The sequence below is a fragment of the Oceanisphaera profunda genome (genome assembly GCF_002157895.1).
In the GTDB taxonomy this organism is placed as follows: Bacteria; Pseudomonadota; Gammaproteobacteria; order Enterobacterales; family Aeromonadaceae; genus Oceanimonas; species Oceanimonas profunda.
In genome coordinates, this window is sequence record NZ_CP021377.1 from 1,955,167 (window position 1) to 1,978,081 (window position 22,915).

At 50.7% G+C, this 22,915-nt stretch carries 18 protein-coding genes; 11 read left to right on the top strand and 7 right to left on the bottom strand.

Annotated elements, in window-relative coordinates; translation table 11 throughout:
- Nucleotides 1-240: 240 nt before the first annotated feature.
- From cyoA to cyoE, 5 genes are all read left to right on the top strand, one after another.
- Complete coding sequence (gene cyoA, locus CBP31_RS08470; protein ID WP_087036316.1) at nucleotides 241-1,209, top strand: ubiquinol oxidase subunit II; 969 nt, start codon at nucleotides 241-243, stop codon at nucleotides 1,207-1,209.
- The gene (gene cyoB / locus CBP31_RS08475) at nucleotides 1,209-3,191 is read left to right on the top strand and encodes a cytochrome o ubiquinol oxidase subunit I (protein WP_087036318.1); all 1,983 of its coding nucleotides are present in this window, start codon (nucleotides 1,209-1,211) and stop codon (nucleotides 3,189-3,191) included. Before cyoA ends, cyoB begins: the two co-directional genes overlap by 1 nt.
- Nucleotides 3,191-3,820, top strand: coding sequence for a cytochrome o ubiquinol oxidase subunit III (gene cyoC / locus CBP31_RS08480; protein WP_087036320.1), 630 nt, complete (start codon nucleotides 3,191-3,193; stop codon nucleotides 3,818-3,820). Before cyoB ends, cyoC begins: the two co-directional genes overlap by 1 nt.
- On the top strand, nucleotides 3,817-4,146 hold the full coding sequence (gene cyoD, locus CBP31_RS08485; RefSeq protein WP_407668744.1) for a cytochrome o ubiquinol oxidase subunit IV: 330 nt from the start codon (nucleotides 3,817-3,819) through the stop codon (nucleotides 4,144-4,146). Before cyoC ends, cyoD begins: the two co-directional genes overlap by 4 nt.
- Nucleotides 4,147-4,348: 202 nt before the next feature.
- Nucleotides 4,349-5,236: a heme o synthase gene (gene cyoE / locus CBP31_RS08490; protein ID WP_087036324.1), complete on the top strand. Its 888-nt coding sequence runs from the start codon at nucleotides 4,349-4,351 to the stop codon at nucleotides 5,234-5,236.
- A gap of 193 nt (nucleotides 5,237-5,429) precedes the next feature.
- Here cyoE and CBP31_RS08495 read toward each other — a convergent pair whose 3' ends face one another.
- On the bottom strand, nucleotides 5,430-5,810 hold the full coding sequence (locus CBP31_RS08495) for a VOC family protein (RefSeq protein ID WP_087036326.1): 381 nt from the start codon (nucleotides 5,808-5,810) through the stop codon (nucleotides 5,430-5,432).
- A gap of 208 nt (nucleotides 5,811-6,018) precedes the next feature.
- On the bottom strand, nucleotides 6,019-7,596 hold the full coding sequence (locus tag CBP31_RS08500; protein WP_087036328.1) for a BCCT family transporter: 1,578 nt from the start codon (nucleotides 7,594-7,596) through the stop codon (nucleotides 6,019-6,021).
- Between the two features lie 176 nt (nucleotides 7,597-7,772).
- On the opposite strand from CBP31_RS08500, the gene CBP31_RS08505 reads away from it, so the two are divergent.
- Complete coding sequence (locus CBP31_RS08505) at nucleotides 7,773-8,507, top strand: endonuclease/exonuclease/phosphatase family protein (protein ID WP_087036330.1); 735 nt, start codon at nucleotides 7,773-7,775, stop codon at nucleotides 8,505-8,507.
- Between the two features lie 186 nt (nucleotides 8,508-8,693).
- On the opposite strand, the gene CBP31_RS08510 is transcribed toward CBP31_RS08505, so the two are convergent.
- Nucleotides 8,694-9,803, bottom strand: a complete 1,110-nt coding sequence (locus CBP31_RS08510) for an ADP-ribosylglycohydrolase family protein (RefSeq protein WP_087036332.1) — start codon at nucleotides 9,801-9,803, stop codon at nucleotides 8,694-8,696.
- 390 nt (nucleotides 9,804-10,193) lie between these two features.
- Here CBP31_RS08510 and CBP31_RS08515 point away from each other — a divergent pair, with 390 nt between their 5' ends.
- The 3 genes from CBP31_RS08515 to CBP31_RS08525 all read left to right on the top strand — a co-directional run bounded on the left by CBP31_RS08515 (nucleotide 10,194) and on the right by CBP31_RS08525 (nucleotide 17,137).
- Complete coding sequence (locus tag CBP31_RS08515; protein ID WP_227874977.1) at nucleotides 10,194-12,473, top strand: putative bifunctional diguanylate cyclase/phosphodiesterase; 2,280 nt, start codon at nucleotides 10,194-10,196, stop codon at nucleotides 12,471-12,473.
- Between the two features lie 323 nt (nucleotides 12,474-12,796).
- Nucleotides 12,797-15,136, top strand: coding sequence for a putative bifunctional diguanylate cyclase/phosphodiesterase (locus tag CBP31_RS08520; protein WP_087036336.1), 2,340 nt, complete (start codon nucleotides 12,797-12,799; stop codon nucleotides 15,134-15,136).
- 3 nt (nucleotides 15,137-15,139) lie between these two features.
- Entirely contained in the window at nucleotides 15,140-17,137 is a 1,998-nt protein-coding gene (locus CBP31_RS08525) for a diguanylate cyclase domain-containing protein (RefSeq protein ID WP_087036338.1), read from the top strand.
- 34 nt (nucleotides 17,138-17,171) lie between these two features.
- Here the strand turns inward: CBP31_RS08525 and CBP31_RS15765 are convergent, their stop codons facing one another.
- From CBP31_RS15765 to CBP31_RS08540, 4 genes are all read right to left on the bottom strand, one after another.
- Nucleotides 17,172-17,609: a hypothetical protein gene (locus CBP31_RS15765; protein ID WP_227874978.1), complete on the bottom strand. Its 438-nt coding sequence runs from the start codon at nucleotides 17,607-17,609 to the stop codon at nucleotides 17,172-17,174.
- Nucleotides 17,552-18,424 carry a glycosyltransferase gene (locus CBP31_RS08530; RefSeq protein WP_227874979.1) on the bottom strand — a complete coding sequence of 291 codons (873 nt, stop codon included), beginning with the start codon at nucleotides 18,422-18,424 and terminating at the stop codon, nucleotides 17,552-17,554. The genes CBP31_RS15765 and CBP31_RS08530 overlap by 58 nt, the downstream gene beginning before the upstream one ends.
- Before the next feature lie 110 nt (nucleotides 18,425-18,534).
- Nucleotides 18,535-20,025, bottom strand: a complete 1,491-nt coding sequence (locus tag CBP31_RS08535) for a mannose-1-phosphate guanylyltransferase/mannose-6-phosphate isomerase (protein WP_087036340.1) — start codon at nucleotides 20,023-20,025, stop codon at nucleotides 18,535-18,537.
- 108 nt (nucleotides 20,026-20,133) lie between these two features.
- Entirely contained in the window at nucleotides 20,134-20,829 is a 696-nt protein-coding gene (locus tag CBP31_RS08540) for a pseudouridine synthase (protein WP_087036342.1), read from the bottom strand.
- 686 nt (nucleotides 20,830-21,515) lie between these two features.
- On the opposite strand from CBP31_RS08540, the gene CBP31_RS08545 reads away from it, so the two are divergent.
- Together CBP31_RS08545 and CBP31_RS08550 are read left to right on the top strand one after the other, a co-directional pair.
- A complete protein-coding gene (locus CBP31_RS08545; RefSeq protein ID WP_087036344.1) occupies nucleotides 21,516-21,821 on the top strand; it encodes a hypothetical protein in 306 nt (101 codons plus the stop codon).
- Nucleotides 21,822-21,920: 99 nt separating this feature from the next.
- Nucleotides 21,921-22,892, top strand: coding sequence for a porin (locus CBP31_RS08550; protein WP_087036345.1), 972 nt, complete (start codon nucleotides 21,921-21,923; stop codon nucleotides 22,890-22,892).
- The last annotated feature ends 23 nt before the right edge of the window (nucleotides 22,893-22,915 follow it).

The following is a 22,915-nucleotide window of genomic DNA, read 5'->3' on the forward strand; positions in this document are numbered from 1 at the left end:
AAGTACTGTTGCTGATGGTTGCTAGTGATTTTTCAGCTAGTTAACGCAGTAAAGCCTTGTTGACGTCCGCATTCGAGTGTTTGCCCCATATTGGGTCTCCGTGTTGTTAGTGACTGCGCATTTGCTTTTTTTGGCTTATGCCCCGCGAATGTTGCTCATTAATCTGCACGGTTACCCCTCATGGTCTTGTCGCTTGGCGATAAGGTAATTCCTTAAGGAATAGGGGAAGGGTTCTTGTTTATGCAAAACCTAGTTATTCGAAATTCATTATTTCGACATCTCAAAACCGCACTGTTTGCTGGTGTAAGCGCCCTGCTGTTGGCCGGTTGCCAAGGCGGCGTACTTGATCCTAAGGGCCAAGTGGGCGTCGATGAAAAGCACCTGATCGTGGTTGCCACGCTCTTGATGCTAATTGTGGTGGTGCCGGTTATTTTTATGACGCTGTTTTTCGCGTGGAAATATCGCGAAGGTCGCACTCAGGAAATCTATGCACCTAAGTGGTCGCACTCCACCAAAATCGAGTTAGTGGTGTGGATTATTCCCATCATTATTGTGGCGATTTTGGGCACCATAACTTGGCGCTCTACTCATGCTCTCGACCCTTACAAGCCGCTAGTGCATGAGAAAGATCACATAGTAGTAGAAGTCGTGTCACTGAACTGGAAGTGGTTGTTTATCTATCCAGAGCAGGGTGTGGCATCTATCAATGAGTTGGCATTTCCGACCGATGTACCGGTGGAATTTAAGATAACGTCTGACACCACCATGAACTCGTTTTTCATTCCGCAACTCGGTGGCCAAATCTACTCCATGGCTGGCATGGAAACCCAATTGCACTTAATTGCCAATGAAGCCGGCACCTACGACGGCTACTCCGCCAACTACAGCGGCGAAGGCTTTACTGGCATGCAGTTTAAAGCCATCGCTACACCTGATGAAGCTGGTTTTGATGCTTGGGTTAATAAGCTCAAACAGTCATCCGACACCTTAAGTCCTGCCACTTATGCAGAGCTGGCTAAGCCGAGTGAAAATAATCCGGTGCAATATTTCGCACATGTGAGCTCGGGTATGTTCCACCACATCTTGCATCAATTTATGCACGGCAGTATGCCTGACATGCAGCACGGCGAAAAAGCAGTTGTCGATGCGCACCGTCAGCACGACATGCACGCCATGAGCGATGAGATGACCATGGAGACTGAAAAATAATGTCCTTACTAGGAAAACTCACATTAGACGCCGTGCCGTATCATGAGCCCATTATCATGATTACGCTGGGCGTGGTGGCAATCGCCGCCTTAGTGATTGCTTTTTTGATCACCAAATATAAGAAATGGACCGTGTTGTGGCGCGACTGGATCACCTCGGTGGACCATAAGCATTTAGGTATTATGTATATCGTGCTGGCGTTCGTGATGTTGGTACGCGGCTTTGCCGATGCCCTTATGATGCGGGCTCAATTAGCGCTATCGACCAATGGTGCCGATGGCTACTTGCCGCCGGAGCATTACGACCAAATCTTCACCGCCCACGGTGTCATCATGATTATCTTTATGGCCATGCCATTTATGATTGGTTTGATGAACATAGTGGTGCCGTTGCAGATTGGTGCTCGCGATGTAGCCTTTCCGTTCTTGAACAACCTCAGCTTTTGGCTGGCGGTGTCGGGCGCGGTATTGGTGAACATCTCATTAGGTCTGGGCGAATTCGCCAAAACCGGCTGGGTGGCGTATCCGCCGTTATCCGAGATGGACTTTAGTCCGGGTGTGGGGGTGGATTACTACCTCTGGGCCTTACAGATCTCGGGGATAGGTACCTTGCTGACCGGTGTGAACTTCTTGGTGACTGTATTCAAGATGCGCACGCCTGGCATGAAGCTGATGCAAATGCCGATTTTCACTTGGACCTGTACTTGGGCCAATATCCTGATAGTGGCGTCTTTCCCTATCTTGACCGCCGTGCTGGGTATGTTGACGCTAGACCGTTATTTGGACTTCCACTTCTTCACCAATGAAGGCGGTGGTAATGCCATGATGTACATCAACCTGTTCTGGGCTTGGGGTCATCCCGAGGTGTATATCTTAGTGCTGCCCGCATTCGGTATTTTCTCAGAAATCATCTCTACCTTTACCGGTAAGCGTTTGTTTGGTTACACCTCCATGGTTTATGCCAGCGGCGCCATTTCTATTTTGGGCTTTGTGGTGTGGCTACATCACTTCTTTACCATGGGCTCCAGCGCCAACGTTAATGCCTTCTTTGGCGTAATGACCATGATTATCGCGGTGCCCACCGGGGTTAAGCTGTTTAACTGGTTGTTCACTATTTATCGTGGCCGGTTGCGCATGACGGTGCCTGTGTTATGGACCTTGGGCTTTATGACCACCTTTACTATTGGTGGTATGACCGGCGTATTGCTGGCCTTGCCCGGTGCCGACTTTGTGCTGCACAACAGTCTGTTTTTGATTGCTCACTTCCATAACACCATTATTGGTGGTGCCGTGTTTGGCTATTTAGCCGGTTTTGCCTTCTGGTTCCCGAAAGCCATGGGTTTCCACTTGGATGAAAAGCTGGGCAAAATCTCCTTCTGGTGCTGGCAGATTGGTTTCTATGTGGCCTTTATGCCGCTCTATGTGTTGGGCTTTTTAGGCATGACGCGTCGTATCAATCACACCGACAATCCTGTTTGGAACTTCTGGCTCTATCTGGCCGCCGTGGGTGCGGTGTTTATTCTGGTGGGTATAGCCGTGCAGTTCTATCAGCTGTACAAAGCCTTCCGTGATCGCGAGCTGAACCCTGATGTGACGGGCGATCCTTGGAATGGTCATACCCTGGAATGGTCTACCTCTTCACCGCCGCAGTTTTATAACTTTGCCGAGCTGCCAATGGTGGAAGACATAGACGCCTTCACCGATATGAAAGAAAAGGGCACCGCCTATCAGGCACAAGCTCACTATCAACCGATCCATATGCCGAAAAACACCAGTACCGGTGTGCTGATTGCTGCAGCGATAACCGCTGCTGGCTTTGGCGCTATTTGGCATATTTGGTGGTTAGTGATTGCGAGTTTGGTGGCCAGTTTCGTGATTTTCTTATGCCGCGCCTATGACAATGACACCGATTATTACGTACAGCCCGATGAGGTTAACGCCATCGAGTCTGCGCATATACGTAGCCAAATCAAGGAGGCCTGATGCAAGCCGTAGCGATTGATCACAACCAAGTGCAGCAACAAGAGCACTCACATGAACATGAGCATCACGACACCAGCGGCAATACGCTGTTTGGTTTCTGGCTCTATTTAATGACCGACTGTTTGCTGTTTGCTTCGGTGTTTGCCACTTATGCGGTGTTGTATATGAACACCGCTGGCGGCCCCGCTGGCAAAGACTTGTTCGACTTAAACTTCGTGCTGGTGGAAACCGGTGTCTTGTTGGTCAGCAGTATTACCTATGGCTTTGCCATGCTGGCCGGTCATCACCATAAGCGCGGCTTAACGCTGTTGTGGTTATTGGTGACCTTCGCGCTAGGAGCCACCTTTATCGCCATGGAGGTGTATGAGTTTCAACACCTGATCGCCGAAGGTGCGGGCCCAAGCCGCAGTGCCTTCTTGAGTGCTTTCTTTACCTTAGTTGGTATGCACGGCTTGCACGTGACTGCCGGTTTGGTGTGGATGGCCATCTTGATGATAGAGCTGATTGCTAAAGGCACTACGCCACGCACCTTGACGCGTTTAAGCTGCCTGAGCATGTTCTGGCATTTTCTTGATGTGGTGTGGATTTGTGTATTTACCGTGGTCTATTTACTGGGGGCAATGGCATGAGCAATCACATGAGCAGTCACGATACAGCAGCCGATCACGGCAGTGTGTCTTCTTATCTCAAAGGCTTTGTGCTGTCGATTCTGTTAACCGCCATTCCGTTTTGGGCGGTAATGACCGGACAGATGAGCAAAGGCCAAACGCTATTCGTGGTGGTGGGTTTGGCGATAGTACAAATCTTTGTCCACCTTAAGTACTTCTTGCACCTGAGCTTTAAGCCCAACAGCCGCGCCAATACGGTGGCGTTCGTGTTCTCCGCCTTGATTATTATCATGGTGGTGGGGTTGTCGGTGTGGATCATCATTAGCTCTAACGAAATGATGATGTAACGCAAACAACACAAGTAAAGTCGGCCAAAGGGTTCACTCCTCCGACACGCCGTAAATCCATCCATGGAGGCTCGGACATGCCATCCTTGGCATGTCACGGTCAGCGGAGTAAATCCCTTTGGCTTCCTTGCTGAACTTGGTGTCGTTTGTATCGTCACTGAGGGGAAAATACATAACGGGATATGCATCCCGAGGGGATTTTATGATCCGACCTTATTTAAAGGTAACCAAGCCCGGCATTATTATGGGCAATCTTATTTCTGTGGCGGGGGGCTTTTTTCTGGCCGCCCGTGGCGATATCGACTGGTCGCTAATGTGGGCCACGGTGCTGGGGTTATCGCTGGTGGTGGCCTCTGGCTGCGCCATTAATAACTGCATTGACCGAGATATAGACGCGCGCATGCAGCGTACGCGTAATCGAGTCACGGTTACCGGCGAATTATCGGGCCGCGCCGCTTTTATCTACGGCGTTGTGTTGGGCGTAATCGGTTTTGCCATCTTGGCAATATTCACTAACACGGTGGCGCTGAGCTTTGGCGTGTTGGGTTATGTGGTGTATGTGGGCGTATACAGCCTCTATATGAAGCGAAAATCCGTGTATGGCACGCTGGTTGGCAGCTTGTCGGGTGCGGTGCCGCCGGTAGTGGGCTATTGCGCCGTTACCGGCCAGTTCGATGCGGGTGCCGCCATCTTGTTGCTGATGTTTAGCTTATGGCAAATGCCCCATTCTTACGCCATCGCCATTTTTCGCTACAACGATTACGCGGCGGCCAATATTCCGGTGCTGCCGGTGGCCGAAAGCATTGCCAAGGCCAAGCGCCAAATCGTGCTGTATATCGCGGTGTTTTGCTTAGTCACCACCTTATTGCCGCTCAGCGGTTATACGGGTCTTACCTTTATGGCGGTGTCTTGCGCCACCAGTTTATGGTGGTTGGTGATGGCTTTTAACGGCTTTTATCGCGGTGCGGAAGAGAAAGGCTGGGCACGCCGAGTGTTTGTGTTGTCCATTATCACCATTACCGCTATTAGCGTGACCATGGCGTTGGATTTTAAGGCGCTGCCCGATGCTTTGCTGGTGTTGAACGGCTAAAGAGTTGAACGGCTAAGTAGTTGAGTAGCCAAAGAGTTAAATAGTTAAGTAATCGAATCGCTAAACAGCGGTTTAGTTACTTAGCTAGGTAACGAAGTAGTTGAGTTTTTTTTCATGTTTCTCCCTTTTGACCAAAGCCGTTCATCCAACAGCTTTGGTCTTTTTTATGCTTTTTTGCACCGTGAGTCTAGCGTTAGCGCATAGAGTGCAAGCCTATCATATTGCCCTCGGTATCCGTTGCCAGCGCGATAAAACCGTAGGGGCCAATGGCAAACTTCTCGCGCATCACTTGGCCGCCGTTGGCCAATACGCGACCTGCCTGCTCCGCGCAGTCCTCACAGCTAAAATACACCAAAGTACCGCCACCGCCTGGTGATACGCCGTCCATTTTTACCAGTGCACCGCTGGCACCACAGGCGTTGTCTTCGCCTGGAAACATCCACATCTCGGGCCAATCTTCAGCCATTTTGTCTGCGGGCTCTAGGGTCACGCCCAGCACCGCCTCGTAGAATTTACGCGCCCGCGCCATCTCGGCCACATAAATTTCAAACCACACTACTGAGTTCGTTTTCATGATGCTTGCTCCTTGGTTGCAGCTGAAAGGTGGCTGCTACTCATTCTGGATCAACAGGCCATAACTATAGTTGGGTAAATGTTTTGACAGTTGAGTAAACATTTTGGCCAATAAAAAACGCCGCAGCGGTTAGGCTGCGGCGTTGTAGTTAGTGCCCTGTTTTAGGCAAAAGTTTTAAGCGTGCTTATTTAAGCAGTGGATTGCTCCGTTACGGTAGCTTGGCATCACCGGCGGGATCGTCGGTTTCACTATGACGCTCTTTATGCGGCACTATACCTTGCTCATAAGCCATAATGTGCGCCACTTTCGGCCCAGTCCATAACACCGGCAGCAAGAGTAACGACACGGGCGCGGCGGTGATCACAATAAAGGATTGCAGCGCGTTAATGCCCCCTTCGCCCATGCGCAGTAACACGGCGGCCACCAAGCCCATGGTCAGAGCCCAAAAAATACGGTCACGGGTGCGCGGTGTGTGGCTACCACTAATGGCCATGGCAATGGCGTAGGCCATAGAGTCACCAGTCGTGGCCACAAAGACCACGGTGAGCACTAAGAAAGCAGGTACCATAAATTCGGCAAACGGCAGTTGTTGGGTAATGCCCAATAAGGCGGCGGGTAAACCACCGGCGTTTAGCGGCTCAGAAATCAAACCCGCTACGCTTTCTTCATAGAAGATACCGGCGCCACCTAAGGCAGCAAACCAGAAGTTAGTCACTAACGGCGCCATAATCGCCACTGCCACTACCAGCTCGCGCAGGGTACGACCACGAGAAATTCGGGCAATAAACAGTGCCATCATAGGGCCATAACCAATAAACCAACCCCAGAAGAACAGCGTCCACCAACCCATCCATTCGTTATCGTGGCGAGTGAGTGCCATTGGCATAAAGTCTTGTAAATAAAGACCCATGGCATTCAGGAAGGAGTCGATAATAAAACCGCCTGGGCCGAACACTAAGATGATGGCCAGCAACACCAGCGCCAATACTACGTTAGCGCTGGATAACCACTGAATGCCTTTTTCAATGCCGGTAGAAGCGGAAATGGTATAGATCAATACCAAGCCACCGAGAATAGCTAACTGCAGGGTATAGTTATTTTCCCAGCCCAACAGCGCTTCAAAACTAAAGCCCAGCTGAGTGGCCAAGAAGCCAATCGGACCTATGGTACCGGCGGCCACTGCAATAATAGACACCACATCGGCGACCGTACCCAACCAGTGGGTCTCTATTTTTTTACCAAAAATAGGATACAGCAGGGTGCGCGGACGCATCGCTAAACCTCGGTCGTAGTGCGCGTGCACCACCACTAATGCGGACAGCGTGCCCAATGCGGCCCAAGCCAAAAAGCCCCAGTGCATAAAGCTTTGTGCAAGTCCGGCAGAGATAGCAGAAATGCCCGCAGGTGCCTCTTCAAATACCGGTGGGGTACTTAAGTAGTGATACATAGGCTCGGCTGCGGACCAAAACACACCGCCGCCCGCCAGTAAGGTACACATAATGACCGCAAGCCAGCGAAAGGTTGAGCTATCGGGGGTAACGTGTCCGCCTAGGCGAATATCGCCGTAACGGGTAAAGCCCAGTACTAGGGCAATCACTAAGTTAGCCAGCATCCAGACTTGCCATAGGGGGCCAAAAAAACCGATCACCCAAGAAAAACTGACGTTTATCCATTGGGTCATCTGTTCTAAGTCAATCAGGGCGAGTATTACGAAAAGCAGGAGGAAGCCGCCGCTAAGGCTGGCCACGAGACGTTTGTCATTCGTTCGGGGTTCTGAAGATTTCATCTGTTCACTTTATTCAATGCATGAACGCACCAAGTGTACATAATTAGCACTAAAATGTGAAGTTAATGGCTTTTTTAGCCGTAAGTAGCGCTCACTTCGCAAAAGTTGGCGAGAAGCGCGGCCGTGGCTTCTGTTAAGATAGCGGTATCTTTGTTGCTAAGGCAGGACAGTCATTTATGCTTCGCCCTCGAATAACGCCCCACCAGTTAGTGCACCAGCATCAGCCGTTGGATGATAACGAGCTGGGCATTATGTGCTGGAACACCCAAAAACTGACCTTAAGCCCAGAGTTTCAGCTGTGTTTAACGCAACTGTTAGCGCAATTTCCTACTCGGTTATTATTACTGCAAGAGGCCAAGCTGGCGCTCAGTCAACGGCTGCAGTTAGACGGCTGGTCTTATGCGGTGTCGCCGAATATTCAAACCCCCACTCATTTATTTGGCGTGCTTACCGCCGGCCAATGCGCCTTCGATGATATTACCACCGTGCTCAGCCAAGGCCGCGAGCTGACTTTTGCCACCCACAAGAGCCAAGTGATTACCCATCACTCGTTAAAAAGCGGGGATACCTTATTAGTGGCTAACATTCATGCCATTAACTTTGTGCGCCACGGCCAATTTCACCATGAAATTGCGGTATTGCGCCAAGTGCTGCTGCAACATAAAGGGCCGTTAATTGTGGCCGGAGATTTTAACGTTTGGAGCCGTTCACGACGTTTATATTTGGCACAGTTTTGCCGCGCCATGGGCTTAAAAAAAGCGGTCATGGAAGATGCGAAATACATTAAAACCTATCGTAAACAGCCGTTAGATTTTATTTTTTATCGGGATTTAAAACTGCGCTCGGCCATCGCCATCAACACCCCCACCGTTTCGGATCATAACCCCATTTACGCGCAGTTTACGCGCTAGCCCTACGGGCCGTCGTACGCTATACGCCATGCGTCAACCAAGCTGTTATGCCGGTGCCGGGTCGTGGCTCGGCATGACGGGCCCGGCATCTGCTTTACAATCTTAAGGGCGAGATCCTGACGTGCGTCAGGAAGACGGCTTTAAACCCAGTGCTGCGGCGCGGTTTTCCGCCTCACACCTAACGCTTCACTCCTCACATGTATTTATCTCTGCCACCTGCTTGGCCAGTGCTACTAACTCTTCGCTATTGGCTAAGCCGTCAATAAAGCGCTGGGGGATCCCCGATAAGCCTACTTGTGCTCCCACCAGAGCGCCGGTGAGCATGGCGCGGGCCATGTTGTGGCCGCCGCCATTAATGGCGTGTAATACTGCTGACTCAAAATCATTGCTAAAGCGTGCTGCTAAATAATAGGCTGCCGGCACTAGCTGATAAATAGAGCAGGCCATGCCATAAGCTTCTGATACCCGCCAAGCGGGCTCAATGTGCGTCTCTGAACTCGCTGCCAAATTAGCCATGTAAGCTGGCGTAAGCAGGGCATCGGCACAACTTAAGTTAGTGTCTGACAAATCGTCTAGGTCGAGCGCTTGGGCAGCGTTGCTGGTGGACGATAAACAAAAGGGCAGCTCACCTTGATCCACTTGTGCCAGTAATTTATCGCTAAGGGTGGCATCTAACGCGTGACCTTCAATAAGCAAGCCCAACACCCCGTTAAACGCCAAGGTGTGCGCTAATACCATCTCATCATCTTGCGTTAGTCGGGTATTAGCGCAGACGGCTGCGCTTAATGACTTAGGCTGTCCCGCATAACAGGCGGCAATCCCTAGGGTGCGCTCTAGTGCTTCTGTGTTGTCGGCAGGGCCGGCACATTTTTCCCACGGTAATTGCAGTTGCACCCGCTTATGCCAAGTTTCGCGTATCGATTGGCTGGTATAACCGCCTGGGCCTTGTTTGGCGCTGCTATCAAGCTTGGTAAACTCTAGCTGCGTAAACAAGTCTTGCTCTAAGCGTTGGCAAAAATCAGCTTGTTTATAACCTTGGTGCGAAATCAGCGACGCTAAGGTTAAGCGCAAAATAACCCCTGATTGCGACGGCTCACCGGCCTTCACGCCTTCATGATAATGGCCAGGCAGTGGCGTGGTGTAATCATCAATCCAGTCGCCATATGCACGGCGCAGCTCGGCTAAGTCGTAATACCAATGCGGGCCCACGCCTAAGGCATCACCAATAAAGGCGCCCATAATGGCACCGGCTGCTCGGTCAGTTTGTGTCGTAGGTGATGCATGATACTTAGGCATGGGTGGCTCCTAGCTTAGGGAATAGGGAAGTTTAATTATTATTATATTGCTCAGCTTATAACGCCATTAATATGGCTAAACCGACCAGTATAATCACAGCGATAAATAATAATAAACGGTGAGCCTACTTTAATTGCTTGAATTACTGAGTTTTTATGCTACAAACAATGACCAGTAAGAGCCAAACGTAACCGATTGCGAATGTAACGGCGCGGGTATGGCTGAGTGCATAGCCGAGTAACTTGGTTGTTTTTAGAGAGCTAATGCTATTAACGATGTGGCACTGACGTGAGAGTCGTATTCACTTAGGAACCGTTGTCGAATAAACTCGTTATTTACGTTTAACTCTGATTTTCGCACTGAACGTTCAGGATAAAGGGACTTATACTGTTGATTATCCATTTAGTGGAACACTCTGCTTTGTTGCTCGCCTTGTGCTGGCTGATGACGCTGAATTCTCGTTACTGGGAGCACCATGATAATGCTGCAAAGCTGGTCAGTGGTGTGCTGCTCGGTATTGCTTGCGTAGTGGGCATGAGCATCGCCATTGAGCTGGAGGCGGGCTGGGTATTTGATGCGCGCAGTGTGATCTTGAGCGTTGCCGCTTTTGTGGGTGGTCCCTTAGTGGCCGGTATTGCCGGAGTGATTGCCGCAGGCTATCGCATTTGGTTGGGCGGTGCTGGCATGGGCGGCGGCCTAGCAGTAATCGCTTTTTCTGTGTTATTTGGTTTGGCTTATCGCTATTTACAACAGCGCGATCAAGTCGGTAAAGGCATAGTTTCACTGTTTTGCTTTGGCTTTCTGGTACACACAGCCCTGTTATTGCACTTTTCTTTGTTGCCCATTCCCAATCGCCCCTCCCTTGCGTTAGAAATAGGTCTGCCCATGTTACTGGTGATGCCGCTGGCCACCGTGTGTCTCGGCTGGATGCTCGAAGATATTAAGCGCCGTATTCAAGATGAACGAGAACTGCGTATTGCCGCTACGGCATTTGAAGTTCGCCAAGGCTTATTAGTCGCAGATGCGCACAATCGTATTCTTAGAATTAATCAGACCTTTACAGATATTACAGGCTACAAATCAGCTGAAGTGGTGGGCAGAGAAGCCAGTCTGTTGAGATCTGGGCGTCATGAAGCGTCTTTCTATCAAGCCATGTGGCAGCAGCTAGTGGAAGCCGGGCGTTGGCAAGGTGAAATCTGGAGCCGCCGTAAAAATGGTGATGTTTATCCTGGGTGGCTGTCGATCAGCGCAGTACGTAGCCCTCAAGGCCAGATCACCCATTATGTGTCCTCAATGGAAGATCTGAGTGAGCGTAAGGCCTCAGAGGAGCGTATTCGAGACTTGGCTTTTTTTGATGCATTAACCGGTTTACCTAATCGTAGTTTGCTGCTGGAACGCATACAGCGTGTGATGGATACAGCAAGTCGCAGCGGGCGCTACGGGGCAGTACTGTTTCTTGATTTAAACAGTTTCAAAAGCATTAACGACCTGCATGGCCATCACACCGGTGATCAGTTGTTGTGTCTGGTCGCCAAGCGTTTGAATGATGCCATGTATACCAGTGATACGGTGGCCCGTTTGAGTGCCGATGAGTTTGTGATCGTGATTGAAAACCTCAGCACCGATCATCAGCATGCTGCCGACCGAGCCGAACAATATGCAAGGCGCATCCATCAGCTACTGAGCAAGCCTTATACCATAGGATTACTGGAGTTACGCCGAGGTGCCAGCCTGGGTATTACCTTATTTAAAGACGGCGCTTATTCGGTGGATGAGCTGATTCAGCATGCCGAGCTGGCGATGCAGCAGAGCAAATCCTCATTTGAGGAGAAAATACGCTTTTTTGACCCCACTATGCAGGAGGCGGTGAGCAAGCGTTTGTTACTTGAAGAAGATATTCGCCGCGGTTTGCAGGCCGAAGAATTTATTCCCTATTTTCAACCCCAGCTTAATGACATTGGTCAAGCGACGGGTGCCGAAGTGCTGGCCCGCTGGGCGCACCCTCAGCATGGTGTGTTGGCGCCCGGTGTCTTTATTGAAGTGGCTGAGCAGGCGGGGTTAATTGAGCAGATTGACTTACAGATGTTACGCCAAGCTTGCCAACAGCTGGCAGCGTGGCAGCGAGAGCCGGATACCGCTGCACTTACCTTGGCTGTTAACCTCAGTGCTCGGTTGCTGTATCTGCCTAATTTTGTGGCCACTTTGCTTGAGTTTTTAACGCAGTCGGGGGCAGATCCGTATCGGCTAAAACTCGAGCTGACAGAAACCATGTTACTCGATGATATGTCGGCGGCCATTGCTCGTATGCACGAGCTTAGAGAGCATGGCATTCGTTTTTCGATTGATGATTTTGGTACCGGTTATTCATCATTATCTTACTTACAGAAGCTGCCACTGGATCAGTTAAAAATAGACCAATCTTTTGTGCGTGAGCTGCCAGAAAACAGCAGCAGCCTCGCGATTATCAAGGCCATTTGTGCGTTGGCCGACAGCTTGCAGCTAGAAGTGATTGCCGAAGGTGTAGAAACCGAACAGCAATATCATGAGTTATTGGACTTAGACTGTCGGTACTTTCAAGGCTATTTATTTGGCCGCCCCATGCCATTGGCTGAGTTCTCACACTGGCTAAGAGCCAACCAAACGACCCGTCCATTTCGCTTCCCTCTGTAAGTTAGAGGAATCTTCGAGCCTCGGTTTTGCCTTGATCTAAAACTTCTCGCTATGCCTGCCCCAAAGTCCTCTTAAGAGGCGGCCGGCTACTAGGCCGTCTGAACTCTCTGTCTAACAAACGTGGCGGCTAAAAGCGCCTTGGCTGCTTGCGATGTTTGCATGGCGGCGAGAGCGTTGACCTGTGGGATGCAAATGAAATTTTATTTTCTTGATCTAGGTCAATAGTGAAAATCTGAAAGTGTGTTGAGATGCGCGGCCGCATGTATGCATAATCGTCATAGTTCCGCATTTTATATCGTTCAGGACCCAGGGGGCCCTTTTTTTTGATACTCCATCTTATTCAAAACGCCGCCTTGCTGCTGTCGCTGTGTTGTCTGCAATCGATCAATAACCGTTTCTTGGGCAGCAATGGCAATGCGGGCACTTTTATATCGGGCTTGTTGTACGGTCTTACCTGCGTGATTGGCATGATGAGTGCTATTGAACTCGAGGGAGGCTGGATATTCGATGCCCGCAGCGTGGTGTTGAGCATGGCCGCGATATTTGGTGGCCCTCTAGTCGCCGTTATCGCGGGTTTTATTGCGGCCATTTATCGATTCTGGCTGGGTGGAGCGGGTATGTGGGGTGGCATGAGCGTTATCGTGCTAGCCGTGCTGCTGGGGTGGGCGTATCGTTATTTTCACGGTCGCAACAAGGTTGAGCTGGGGCTCTGGTCGCTGCTGCTTTTCGGTCTGCTGCTGCATATTTTGATGCTGATAAATCTTCTACTGCAGTCTACGGCTCATACGACCGGCATGGTTATGCAGGCGGGGGTGGCTACGCTGCTGGTCATGCCTATTGCCACTGTGTGGCTGGGCTGGATGCTCATAAATATCGCAAGGTTGGCTCGCGATGAGCAAGAGCTGCGGATTGCGGCCACCGCCTTCGAGATCCGTCAAGGGCTGCTGATAACCGATCCCGACAGTTATATTCTGCGCGTCAATCGGGCGTTTAGCGCCATCACCGGTTACCAGGCTAATGAAGTCATAGGGCAAAAAAGTAGCATACTTAGCTCAGGCCGTCATGACGCGGCTTTTTACCGAAATATGTGGCAGCAGCTGACGGCGACGGATCGATGGCAGGGCGAAATATGGAACCAACGCAAGAACGGTGAGATATACCCTGAATGGCTGTCGATCGTCGGGGTACGCAATACCGAGGGGCAACTTACTCATTATGTGGCCTCGATGGATGATGTCACTAAGCGCAAAGCCGCCGAGGCGCGTATCCGGCACCTCGCTCTCTTCGATACGCTGACCGATCTACCCAATCGTAATCTGCTGCTGGAGCGGGTGCAGTATGCCACGGACACCGGTGCGCGCAGCAAGCGATATGCCGCGCTGCTGTTTCTCAATTTTGACGGCTTCAAGAGTATTAATGACCTACATGGACGTCAGTTTGGCGACCAGCTGCTGTGTCGGATCGCCACCCGCCTTAGTAATGCTCTGCGTTCCAGTGATACGTTGGCGCGGCTTGGCGCCGACGAATTTGTGGTCATGGTCGAGAGCCTGGACGACGATCGCCAAGAGGCCGCCAGCAAGGCTGAGCAGTGTGCGCTCCATCTGAAGCGGGTATTGGGCAAGCTGTACCGGTTCAATGAACTCGAACTGCACAGCCGTGTCAGCATTGGTATTACCCTGTTCAATGACGCCGAGCATACGGGGGACGAGCTGATACAGCAGGCCGAGCTGGCCATGCATCAGGCCAAGGCGGCAGGCAAGGACACAATACGTTTCTTTGATCCGGCCATGCAAGAGGCGGTCAGTGCGCAATTGCGCCTAGAGGAAGACATTCGCCGCGGGTTGCAGGCTGAAGAATTTATGCCCTACCTACAGCCACAGCTGGATGCGCGCGGTCGGGTGCTTGGCGCCGAAGTGCTGGCTCGCTGGCAGCATCCCCAACGGGGCCTGCTCACTCCGGGAGTTTTTATCGAGGTGGCCGAACAGGCAGGTATGGTGGAGCAGATAGATCTGCAGATGCTGTATCAGGCTTGTCATCAGCTGGCATTGTGGCGACGAGAACCGGCCACCGCTTCACTGAGCTTGGCCGTCAATCTCAGTGCTCGGCTGCTGTATCAACCGGATTTCATTGATCAACTGCTCCATATTCTGGCCCAGAGCGGTGCTAATCCGCAGCGGCTGAAGCTGGAGCTAACAGAAACCATACTGATCGACGACATGTCGGTTGCCATTGCCCGCATGCACCAGCTCAGAGAGCATGGTATTCGCTTCTCGATTGACGATTTTGGCACCGGCTATTCGTCACTGGCCTACCTGCAGAAATTGCCGCTGGATCAGTTGAAAATCGACCAATCCTTCGTGCGCGACATGATAGAAGATGAACACAGCTTGGCGATTATTCGCGCCATCTGTGCCTTGGCCGATAGCTTACAGCTGGAGGTGATTGCTGAGGGCGTGGAGACAGAAGCGCAACACGCCATGCTGCAGGATATCGGCTGCGGCTATTTTCAGGGCTACCTGTTTGGCCGACCCATGCCGCTGGACGAGTTTGAACGGCTGCTAATGGCTAACCAGCCAAAATCGCCGTTGAAGATATCGTCAGATCAAAGCAAATCAGAGCAGAATACAGATAACGAGATGATCACTGTCCGAGCGAGACGTTAAGCCATGTTGTTGAAGCACAGAAGGGTGTTGTTGCCTTTTATGGCGAGCATGGTGCTGGCCGAGTTTGCGATCATGCTGATGATGAAATGGCTCGGGCTGGACATTCTGGGGTTTTGGCTGGTTGCACTGTTTGATGCCACGGCTGTGTCACTGACGGCCATTATACTGCTCTGGGGGCTGACGAGCCGTGCCGGCGGGCTAAGTACGGATGCCCAATTGAAGACTGGAGCCATAGTATTTGTGACCGAGCTGCTGGTCATGCTGCTGTTACCTATGGACGGCGATGGATGGCTGTTTTTCTTGCTCGATGCGCTCTTGTTGTCTGTGATAAGCGGTTTACTTATTTACTGGCAGGTCTTGCTGCCTTTGCAGCGCGGCAAGAAGACTCGGGCAACTGCGATTACCACTTCCACGGTTTGGGGCTGCCTATTCACTTATCTGAGTTTGATGACGTGTGCCGGCATCATACTGCTCTCGGTTTATCAGCAACAACAGCAGCAACGATATGAAGAAGTCAGTGCGGCTGAAATGTCCCATCTCGACACTATCCGGCAGGAATTGCTGGCCAATCTGCACGAGGCGGCCCTCGATCTCACCCTGCTTGCCGGCCAGGCGGAACGTCTTGTCAGTCAAACCGGGCTCGACGTCGGCGAACCGCAGTTGGCGGCCGATTACATGACGTATTTAAAGGTGAGGCGCGATTATGCCATGTTGCGCTTGATTGATAGCCAAGGCGAGGAGCGGGTCCGCGTGGAGCGGGCGCGAGGCCAAGAAGCGGTTAACATTCCTGCAGGGCAACGGCAGAACAAGTGGCAGCATGACTATTTCGACAAGGCCATGCAGTTGGCAAAGGGAGAAATTTACATCTCTGAGCTGGAGTTGAATATCGAGCATGGTCAGATAGAAATTCCCTACAATCCGGTTATCCGCTTGGCGACGCCCTTTTTTGATGAGGCAGGCAACAAGCGGGGCATAGTTATTATCAATCTGATGGCCGAGCGTTTGCTACAGGGCTTGTCCCGCCCGCGACAACCTCTACTGGGGCAGCTGATACTGCTGCATAAAGATGCAGGTTGGCTGTATGGTGTTGAGGAAGCGCGGCTCTGGGGCTCGGTGCTTGACGAGCGACGCCAGTACCGCTTTGCCAGCAGTCATCCCGAGGTCTGGGAGCAGATGCAGGGAGGTAGCGAAGGAATGACTCGGGCCCCAGAAGGGCTTTATGTCTACCAGAAACTGACTGCGCGCGATCATCCGGTGCTCGGTACCATGACGGTCGACGAGAGCGGGTTGCAACCGCCCCAATGGTGGCTTATTTCCGTTGTTAAGCGCGCTGTATTCGAACAAGGCATGGTCAAAATTCGTAACTTGCTGCTAACGGTGTCGCTGTTCTTTGCGGTGCTTACCGCGATTGGCATTTTGTTGTTCAGCCACACCTTGAAAAAGCGAATCGAGGCAGAGCGAAAACTGCATCACTTGGCGCATTTCGACTTTCTCACTGGGCTGGCAAACCGTGCCTTGTTTAGCTGCACCCTAGAGCGAGAGCTACAGCATAGCCGACGCAGCAACGTCGACTCGGCACTGTTTTATATGGATCTAGATAACTTTAAGCCCATTAATGACAGGCTCGGCCATAACGCCGGTGATGCTGCACTGAAGGAGGTGGCGCGACGGTTACAGCACTGTGTGCGACCTTACGATACGGTGGCCCGCATGGGCGGTGATGAGTTTGCCATCCTGATGACTGGGCCTATTAGGCCGGAAGATATCGACACTCTGGCCAAGCGGATTCTTAACGCCTTTGACTCGCCCGTTGAGGTGGCCGGGCAGCCGTTCCAGCTGGGCGTTAGTATCGGTGTTACCCTGTTGCACCAGAGTTTCGCTAGCCACGAACAGGCCTTGGCAGTGGCAGATCAAGCCATGTATAACGCCAAGAAAACCGGTAAGCACTGCTTCTTCTTGGCGCCGACATCCAAGATGTCGAAAGATACCTATGATAGGTGATGAGAAGGTCTGAACGGGTCTAACCGAAATGGGTTCAGTCTTTGGGGGCGCCCGCGTTCTTGGCGGTTATCCACTGGGACATATACTTGGTGCTCATCATGCTGTGATGACGCAGCATACTGCCGGTAAAGTTCGCTAAGCGATGCGCATCAAGTTGGCTGGCTAGCTCCGTAATACGGCTAATTAACTGCTCGCCTAATGGCTCACTATCATAACGTTGTTTTAAAAGTGCCGTGCCTTGTAGCTGCGCCTGCTGCCAGCGCACTTCATCTTGATACAAAGCCACTGCCGCATCGGCAAACGCTTGTGCGCCTTCTGCACCCATGCCAATTTCTACTATGGCGCCCGGCCACGGTCGCTCACCGTGCATGCCCTCGCTGCCAATGGCGGTGGTGATATTGGGCGTTTGCATGATCATGGCATCCAGCAGCTTGCCTTTAATGCCGGCACCAAAGCGCAAGGGGCTAAGCACACTCGGGCTTGCTCCATCACCACGAAGGCATCATCTGCCCAGCCTTTAATTAAAAACCCTGCTTTAGGATTGTGTAAAGCGGTGGCTTTGGGTGGCGGGTAAGAGCCATAAATATGCAATTCGGCTTGGGGTAGTTGTTGGCGGATCAGCGGCCAAATTTGCTGTAAATACAGCACTGCATCCCAGTTGGGGGCGTGGCGAAAATTGCCGATAGTCATAAAATGCTGACGCTCATTAAAGCCCAGCGTTTGCACCGGCAATTGGCTTAAATCCACCATAAACGGCAGATGCTGCAGCAAGTGCTTGTCTACCTTGAAGGTGTCTTGCAGCAGCTGCATTTCAAAGTCGGAGATAATCAGCGACAGATCGCAGCGTAAAATGGCGGCAATTTCACGCTTGGCAATATCACTAAATAAGTCGGCAGTGGTCATCGCACGATTGGCTTTATGGGCCAGATGGCGCGCTTGGCGCAAGCACTGTAAGTCTTCGGTATCAAGCACACGTAGTGCATCAGGGCAGTGCTTTTCTACCCGCCAGCCAAATTGCTCTTCCATCATAAAGCGGTCAAACATGACGACATCAGGCGCGTACTGGGCGATATAAGCGTCGAAGCTGTCGCAATTCAAGACTATGCTTTGGCTGCTAATATCTTCTGCGGCCAGATCTATCATATGCTCGGTACGCTGGGCCGGTGTAGCAAACTCCACCTGCCAGCCCTGGCGTTTATACAGCCGCAGTATCGACAACATATGGCTGCCCGCCGCCGACGAGTTAGGCTCTGGCCACACATAGCCAATCACCAATACTTTTTTCATGAATAACCTTTTGTATTTTTTGTAAAGAGTGAAGTGTAAAGAGGACAAGATAACAGCAAGACTACAGAAAATGCATCGTATCTAAAGACAAATGCTTACTCCTTCACCCTTCACCCTTCACCCTTCACGCATTCTGTTCTGCCGTAACTATCACTAAAGCGCACTATGTCGTCTTCGCCTAAATACGCGCCCGACTGCACTTCTATTAGCTCTAAGGGCAGCTTGCCTGGGTTTTCTAGTGCGTGCAGCTGACCTACGGGAATATACACCGACTGATTTTCACTCACCAAACGTACCTCATCACCCAGAGTGACGCGGGCCGTGCCGCTCACCACCACCCAATGCTCGGCTCGGTGATGATGTAATTGCAGTGACAAACGCGCCCCCGGATTAACGGTAATGCGCTTTACCTGATAGCGATCGCCACTGTCGATGGCATCAAACTTACCCCAAGGGCGATGGCATTCGCGATGCACTATGTGCTCGGTTCGGCCAGCTGCTGCCAGCCGTGCCACCAGTTGTTTAACCTCTTGCTCACGATCTTTATGAGCCACTAGCACCGCATCTTTGGTTTCTATAACCACTAAGTCTTGCACGCCTAACGCCGCCACTAAACGATGCTCGGCCATGATCAAGCTGTTACTAACCTGTTCGGTTAATACATCGCCACGCACGGTATTACCTTGTGCATCGGGAGTGAGCTGCGCTGCCAAGGCCGACCAAGAACCCACATCGCTCCAGCCGGCGGCTAACGCTACCATGGCTGCCTCTGAGGTGTGCTCCATTACGCCGTAATCGACCGAAATATCAGGGCTGGCAGCAAAAGAGGTTGCATCTAAACGGATAAAATCCAAGTCGCGTTCACTCTTGGCCAGTGCCGCCCGGCAAGCGGCCAGCACCTCTGGCTGCCAGCGGGCTAATTCGCCCAGATAACGGCTGGCCTGCATCATAAAAATACCGCTATTCCAGTCATAGTTGCCGTTCGCTAAATAGCCATCGGCGGTGGCTTGGTCTGGTTTTTCCACAAATTTATCCACTACAAAACCAGTAGTGTTGGCAATGGGCGCGCCGCGACGCAGATAACCATAACCGGTTTCGGCGTGGGTAGGTGTAATACCAAAGGTGACCAGCTTACCTGCTTGCGCCAAGGGCAAGGCGGCCTTAATTGCCGCCTGAAAGGCGCGCACATCAGAGATGGCATGGTCGGCGGGCAGCGCCAATATGATGGCCTCTGTGTCAGTCACCGTAGGGCTAGCGCCAGTTTCATTCAGCATAGCGGCCGCGGTTTGTTCGGCATATAAGGCGGCCACGGCCAGCGCGGGTGCGGTATTGCGTCCCATAGGTTCGAGCATAATTTGTGCGGCTGTGAGCGATTGCGATTGGGCTAGCTGGCGCAACTGCTCTGCGGCTAAAAAGCGGTGATCTTCATGGCAAATGACCAAGGGCTGTTGTGTGACTAACCCCTGTAAGCGCAGCAGTGTGGCTTGCAACAAGGACCAATCTGTATCAAGCAGCGCTAAAAACTGCTTGGGATGTTGCTGGCGCGACAGGGGCCACAGGCGAGAGCCATGGCCGCCCGCCATGATAATCGGAAATAACATACACACTCTTTGTAAAATAGTGAGGGGTGAGGCGTAAAGCGTGAGGAGAGCCTTTATCCTTAACCCTTGTCTTTGGATGTTTCTTGGCGTTAACAGCTCGCTAATAGCCTACGGCTGGCCGCTAGTACTCATCACTTCCTGTGCCGTTAAATGCCGCCACTCGCCTACCGGTACATCTAACTGTATGCCGCCTATTTGATCCCTATGTAAGGCCACCACTTTATTACCCACGGCGGCAAACATACGTTTCACTTGATGAAAGCGGCCCTCAACAATGGTGAGCAGCACCTCGGTGGCCGTTACCGACTCTAATTGAGCCGGCAAGGTGAGCTTAGCTTCACCTTGTAAGCGAATGCCTTGGTTAAACAGCTGGGCGGTGCCAGTGGACAGTGGGTCTCTGAGTGTCACCCGATACACCTTATTACAGCCGCTATTCGGGTGCGTAATGTGATAAGACCAGCGCCCATCGTCCGTAAGTAGCACTAAGCCGGTGGTATCCGCGTCTAAGCGGCCGACCAAGTGCAGGTCTTCGGCTTTATTAAGGGTTAGCCCACGAAACAGAGACGGATAAGCGCCATCTGCATGGGAGCAGAGCGTACTCGCCGGTTTATGCAGCATGATATAGCGAGGCGCTCTTGGCGTAAGTACTTGACCTAACAGCGTAATATGATTGTTTTCATGTACCTGCTTGGCTTCATCTTGGCAAATTTCACCGTTGACGGACACGGCGCTTGCCCAAATATTGGCTCTCGCTTGCGCTCGGTCGAGCTCGGTGCTGTAGCAGATAAACTTATCCAGACGCATGTTCTACCCAAGGCAAAAGAGACATTATCGCACAGACTGACGCTCAGCAGCACAATGGCAGCTGAGCTAAAACTAGTGCTGCCAAAGGATGGCCATAGGTTGATGAGCGTGAGGTGAGAAAGCTGCGGATTACTGCTGGGTTAAGCAGAGAGGCTGGTTTAGCCTTAGTCGCTCTACTGGCCTTCATCTGAAATAAAAGTTTGAGAAATAGATATTAGCAGGATAAGTAACTTAATCTACTTTCACGTGAAGAGTTAGTGTAAAGCAACTAATCTTAGTGATAGTTTAGTGATAACCACCACTTATAGAGGCTAAGCAGGTGTTTTTTAGCACAAAAAACAACCTGTGATAGGTTAATAAAGTTAAATCTACACATTGTTTTCATGTTTTTTAGAGAAAGTGATTCAGCATAATCCACTTTCTTGTCTTTTTGGTCAGGTTTTTTGTGCTGCTTGGTCGCCTTTGGGACCCATTTAAGCTCTGTGAGGCCGCTTAATGTCGCGAAGTCTGATTATTTTTACAGTTTGTATACAAACAAATAAATTATTGTGTGCATTAAAATCGAGGAGTAAGCTTTATTTCGTTCCAGCGGCTTGATGAATTATTAAGCCCTAGAACAAGCCAACGATTTACTTAATATAAATAATCGTTGTGCCCTCATAAAAAATATAAAAAGGAAAATAATAATGAACAAATCTAAATGGGTTATTTCTGCAGCTGCTCTTGTTCTTGCCGCTTCTGCTAATGCAGGCTTTGGTGGCAATCATTCTTATAACCACAGCTACAACAATGGCTATACCAATGTTGAAGTCAGCAAAGATGTGACGACTGGCCCTAATGGCAGCGTATCTTTCGACAAGACCATCACTAAAGCCAATGGTGAAATCGTGACCATTAGCAAAGACATTCAACGTGGCCAGAATGGCAGCGTTACCGTTAACAAAAACGTTAATGGTCGTCAGCACTCTTACACTAAAAACTTTAATCGTTAATATTTAATTAATATAATTTACGGTTAATGAAAAGGGCGCTATTTTAGCGCCCTTTTTTATGGTTGATATTTATACTGCGAAGTTAAGAAGATCTCAGATATGAAAGTATTCATAATAGGTGCTTTGTTAATCACCAGCCCAGTGATGGCCTTAACATTTAGTTCGGCAGATCAAAATGATACCTTGGCAGTCAATGGTAAGTTTAAGTACCAGTTTGGTGCACTGGGTTATCAATGGCGTGCACCCAACGAAGCGCAAGCCGTGGGCGGTGCAGATCAGTTTTCGCTGAACTTGAATGGCAGCAGTAAGCTCAATGATACGATAACCTTAATTGGTGAAATGAGCTGGGACTTACTGACCGACTCACAATTTGGTGACCAACTGTATGTGGATCAAGCTTGGCTGGGCGCGCGCTTTAACGACACCTTAGAGTTAACCGTGGGCCGCAGCGAAACCCCCTTCACCCAAGTTATAGACTTAACCGATGTGTTCAATATCTTTGGCGGCCAAGGCTATCGCTATCAAGCGGCCAGCTTAGACGATCAATTTAAGGCCAGCTATTATCGTGACAATCTCGATATTAGAGTCGCCTATGCGAAACATGATCAAGATCAGCAAGATGCTAACTTTAATACTAAGGAGCAATACGGAGCTTCAATCGGTTATCGAGCCAACAATGGCTTAGGCATGGTAGTGGCATTGGATAATAAAGTATCTAACGATCAAGATAGCGATATTAACTCATTAGCAGTGGGCCTCAGTTATACCAACAACCATGGCTTATATGCCGCGGTCACTCATGGGGTTAGTCAGTTTGAAAGAGCCTGGGATGTGCGCGAATTAGCGTATTGGGAGTCGGTATTATCATACTCCTTTAAACAGTTTGCCTTGGGTGTGGGTTACAACCGTTTAAGCCTACAAGAGCCTGAGTCTGAAACTTGGACCAGTGAAATAATAGTGGCCGGTGAATACTACCTAATACCGCAAGCCAAAATCTATGCCGAAGTATTATTGAATCAAATAGCAGATAAAGACCCTTTATACGGCATTGGTATGCAGTATTATTTTTAAACAAGCGGAGCCAGAGTTATGCT

Bases quoted from the DNA above. Each gene is read 5' to 3' on its own strand.
- CBP31_RS08495 (WP_087036326.1), bottom strand. From the start codon at position 5,810: ATGAAAACGAACTCAGTAGTGTGGTTTGAAATTTATGTGGCCGAGATG.
- cyoE (WP_087036324.1), top strand. From the start codon at position 4,349: ATGATCCGACCTTATTTAAAGGTAACCAAGCCCGGCATTATTATGGGC.
- cyoA (WP_087036316.1), top strand. From the start codon at position 241: ATGCAAAACCTAGTTATTCGAAATTCATTATTTCGACATCTCAAAACC.
- CBP31_RS08510 (WP_087036332.1), bottom strand. From the start codon at position 9,803: ATGCCTAAGTATCATGCATCACCTACGACACAAACTGACCGAGCAGCC.
- CBP31_RS08505 (WP_087036330.1), top strand. From the start codon at position 7,773: ATGCTTCGCCCTCGAATAACGCCCCACCAGTTAGTGCACCAGCATCAG.
- CBP31_RS08535 (WP_087036340.1), bottom strand. From the start codon at position 20,025: ATGTTATTTCCGATTATCATGGCGGGCGGCCATGGCTCTCGCCTGTGG.
- CBP31_RS08500 (WP_087036328.1), bottom strand. From the start codon at position 7,596: ATGAAATCTTCAGAACCCCGAACGAATGACAAACGTCTCGTGGCCAGC.
- cyoD (WP_407668744.1), top strand. From the start codon at position 3,817: ATGAGCAATCACATGAGCAGTCACGATACAGCAGCCGATCACGGCAGT.
- CBP31_RS08525 (WP_087036338.1), top strand. From the start codon at position 15,140: ATGTTGTTGAAGCACAGAAGGGTGTTGTTGCCTTTTATGGCGAGCATG.
- CBP31_RS08550 (WP_087036345.1), top strand. From the start codon at position 21,921: ATGAAAGTATTCATAATAGGTGCTTTGTTAATCACCAGCCCAGTGATG.
- cyoB (WP_087036318.1), top strand. From the start codon at position 1,209: ATGTCCTTACTAGGAAAACTCACATTAGACGCCGTGCCGTATCATGAG.
- CBP31_RS08530 (WP_227874979.1), bottom strand. From the start codon at position 18,424: ATGAAAAAAGTATTGGTGATTGGCTATGTGTGGCCAGAGCCTAACTCG.
- CBP31_RS08545 (WP_087036344.1), top strand. From the start codon at position 21,516: ATGAACAAATCTAAATGGGTTATTTCTGCAGCTGCTCTTGTTCTTGCC.
- CBP31_RS08540 (WP_087036342.1), bottom strand. From the start codon at position 20,829: ATGCGTCTGGATAAGTTTATCTGCTACAGCACCGAGCTCGACCGAGCG.
- cyoC (WP_087036320.1), top strand. From the start codon at position 3,191: ATGCAAGCCGTAGCGATTGATCACAACCAAGTGCAGCAACAAGAGCAC.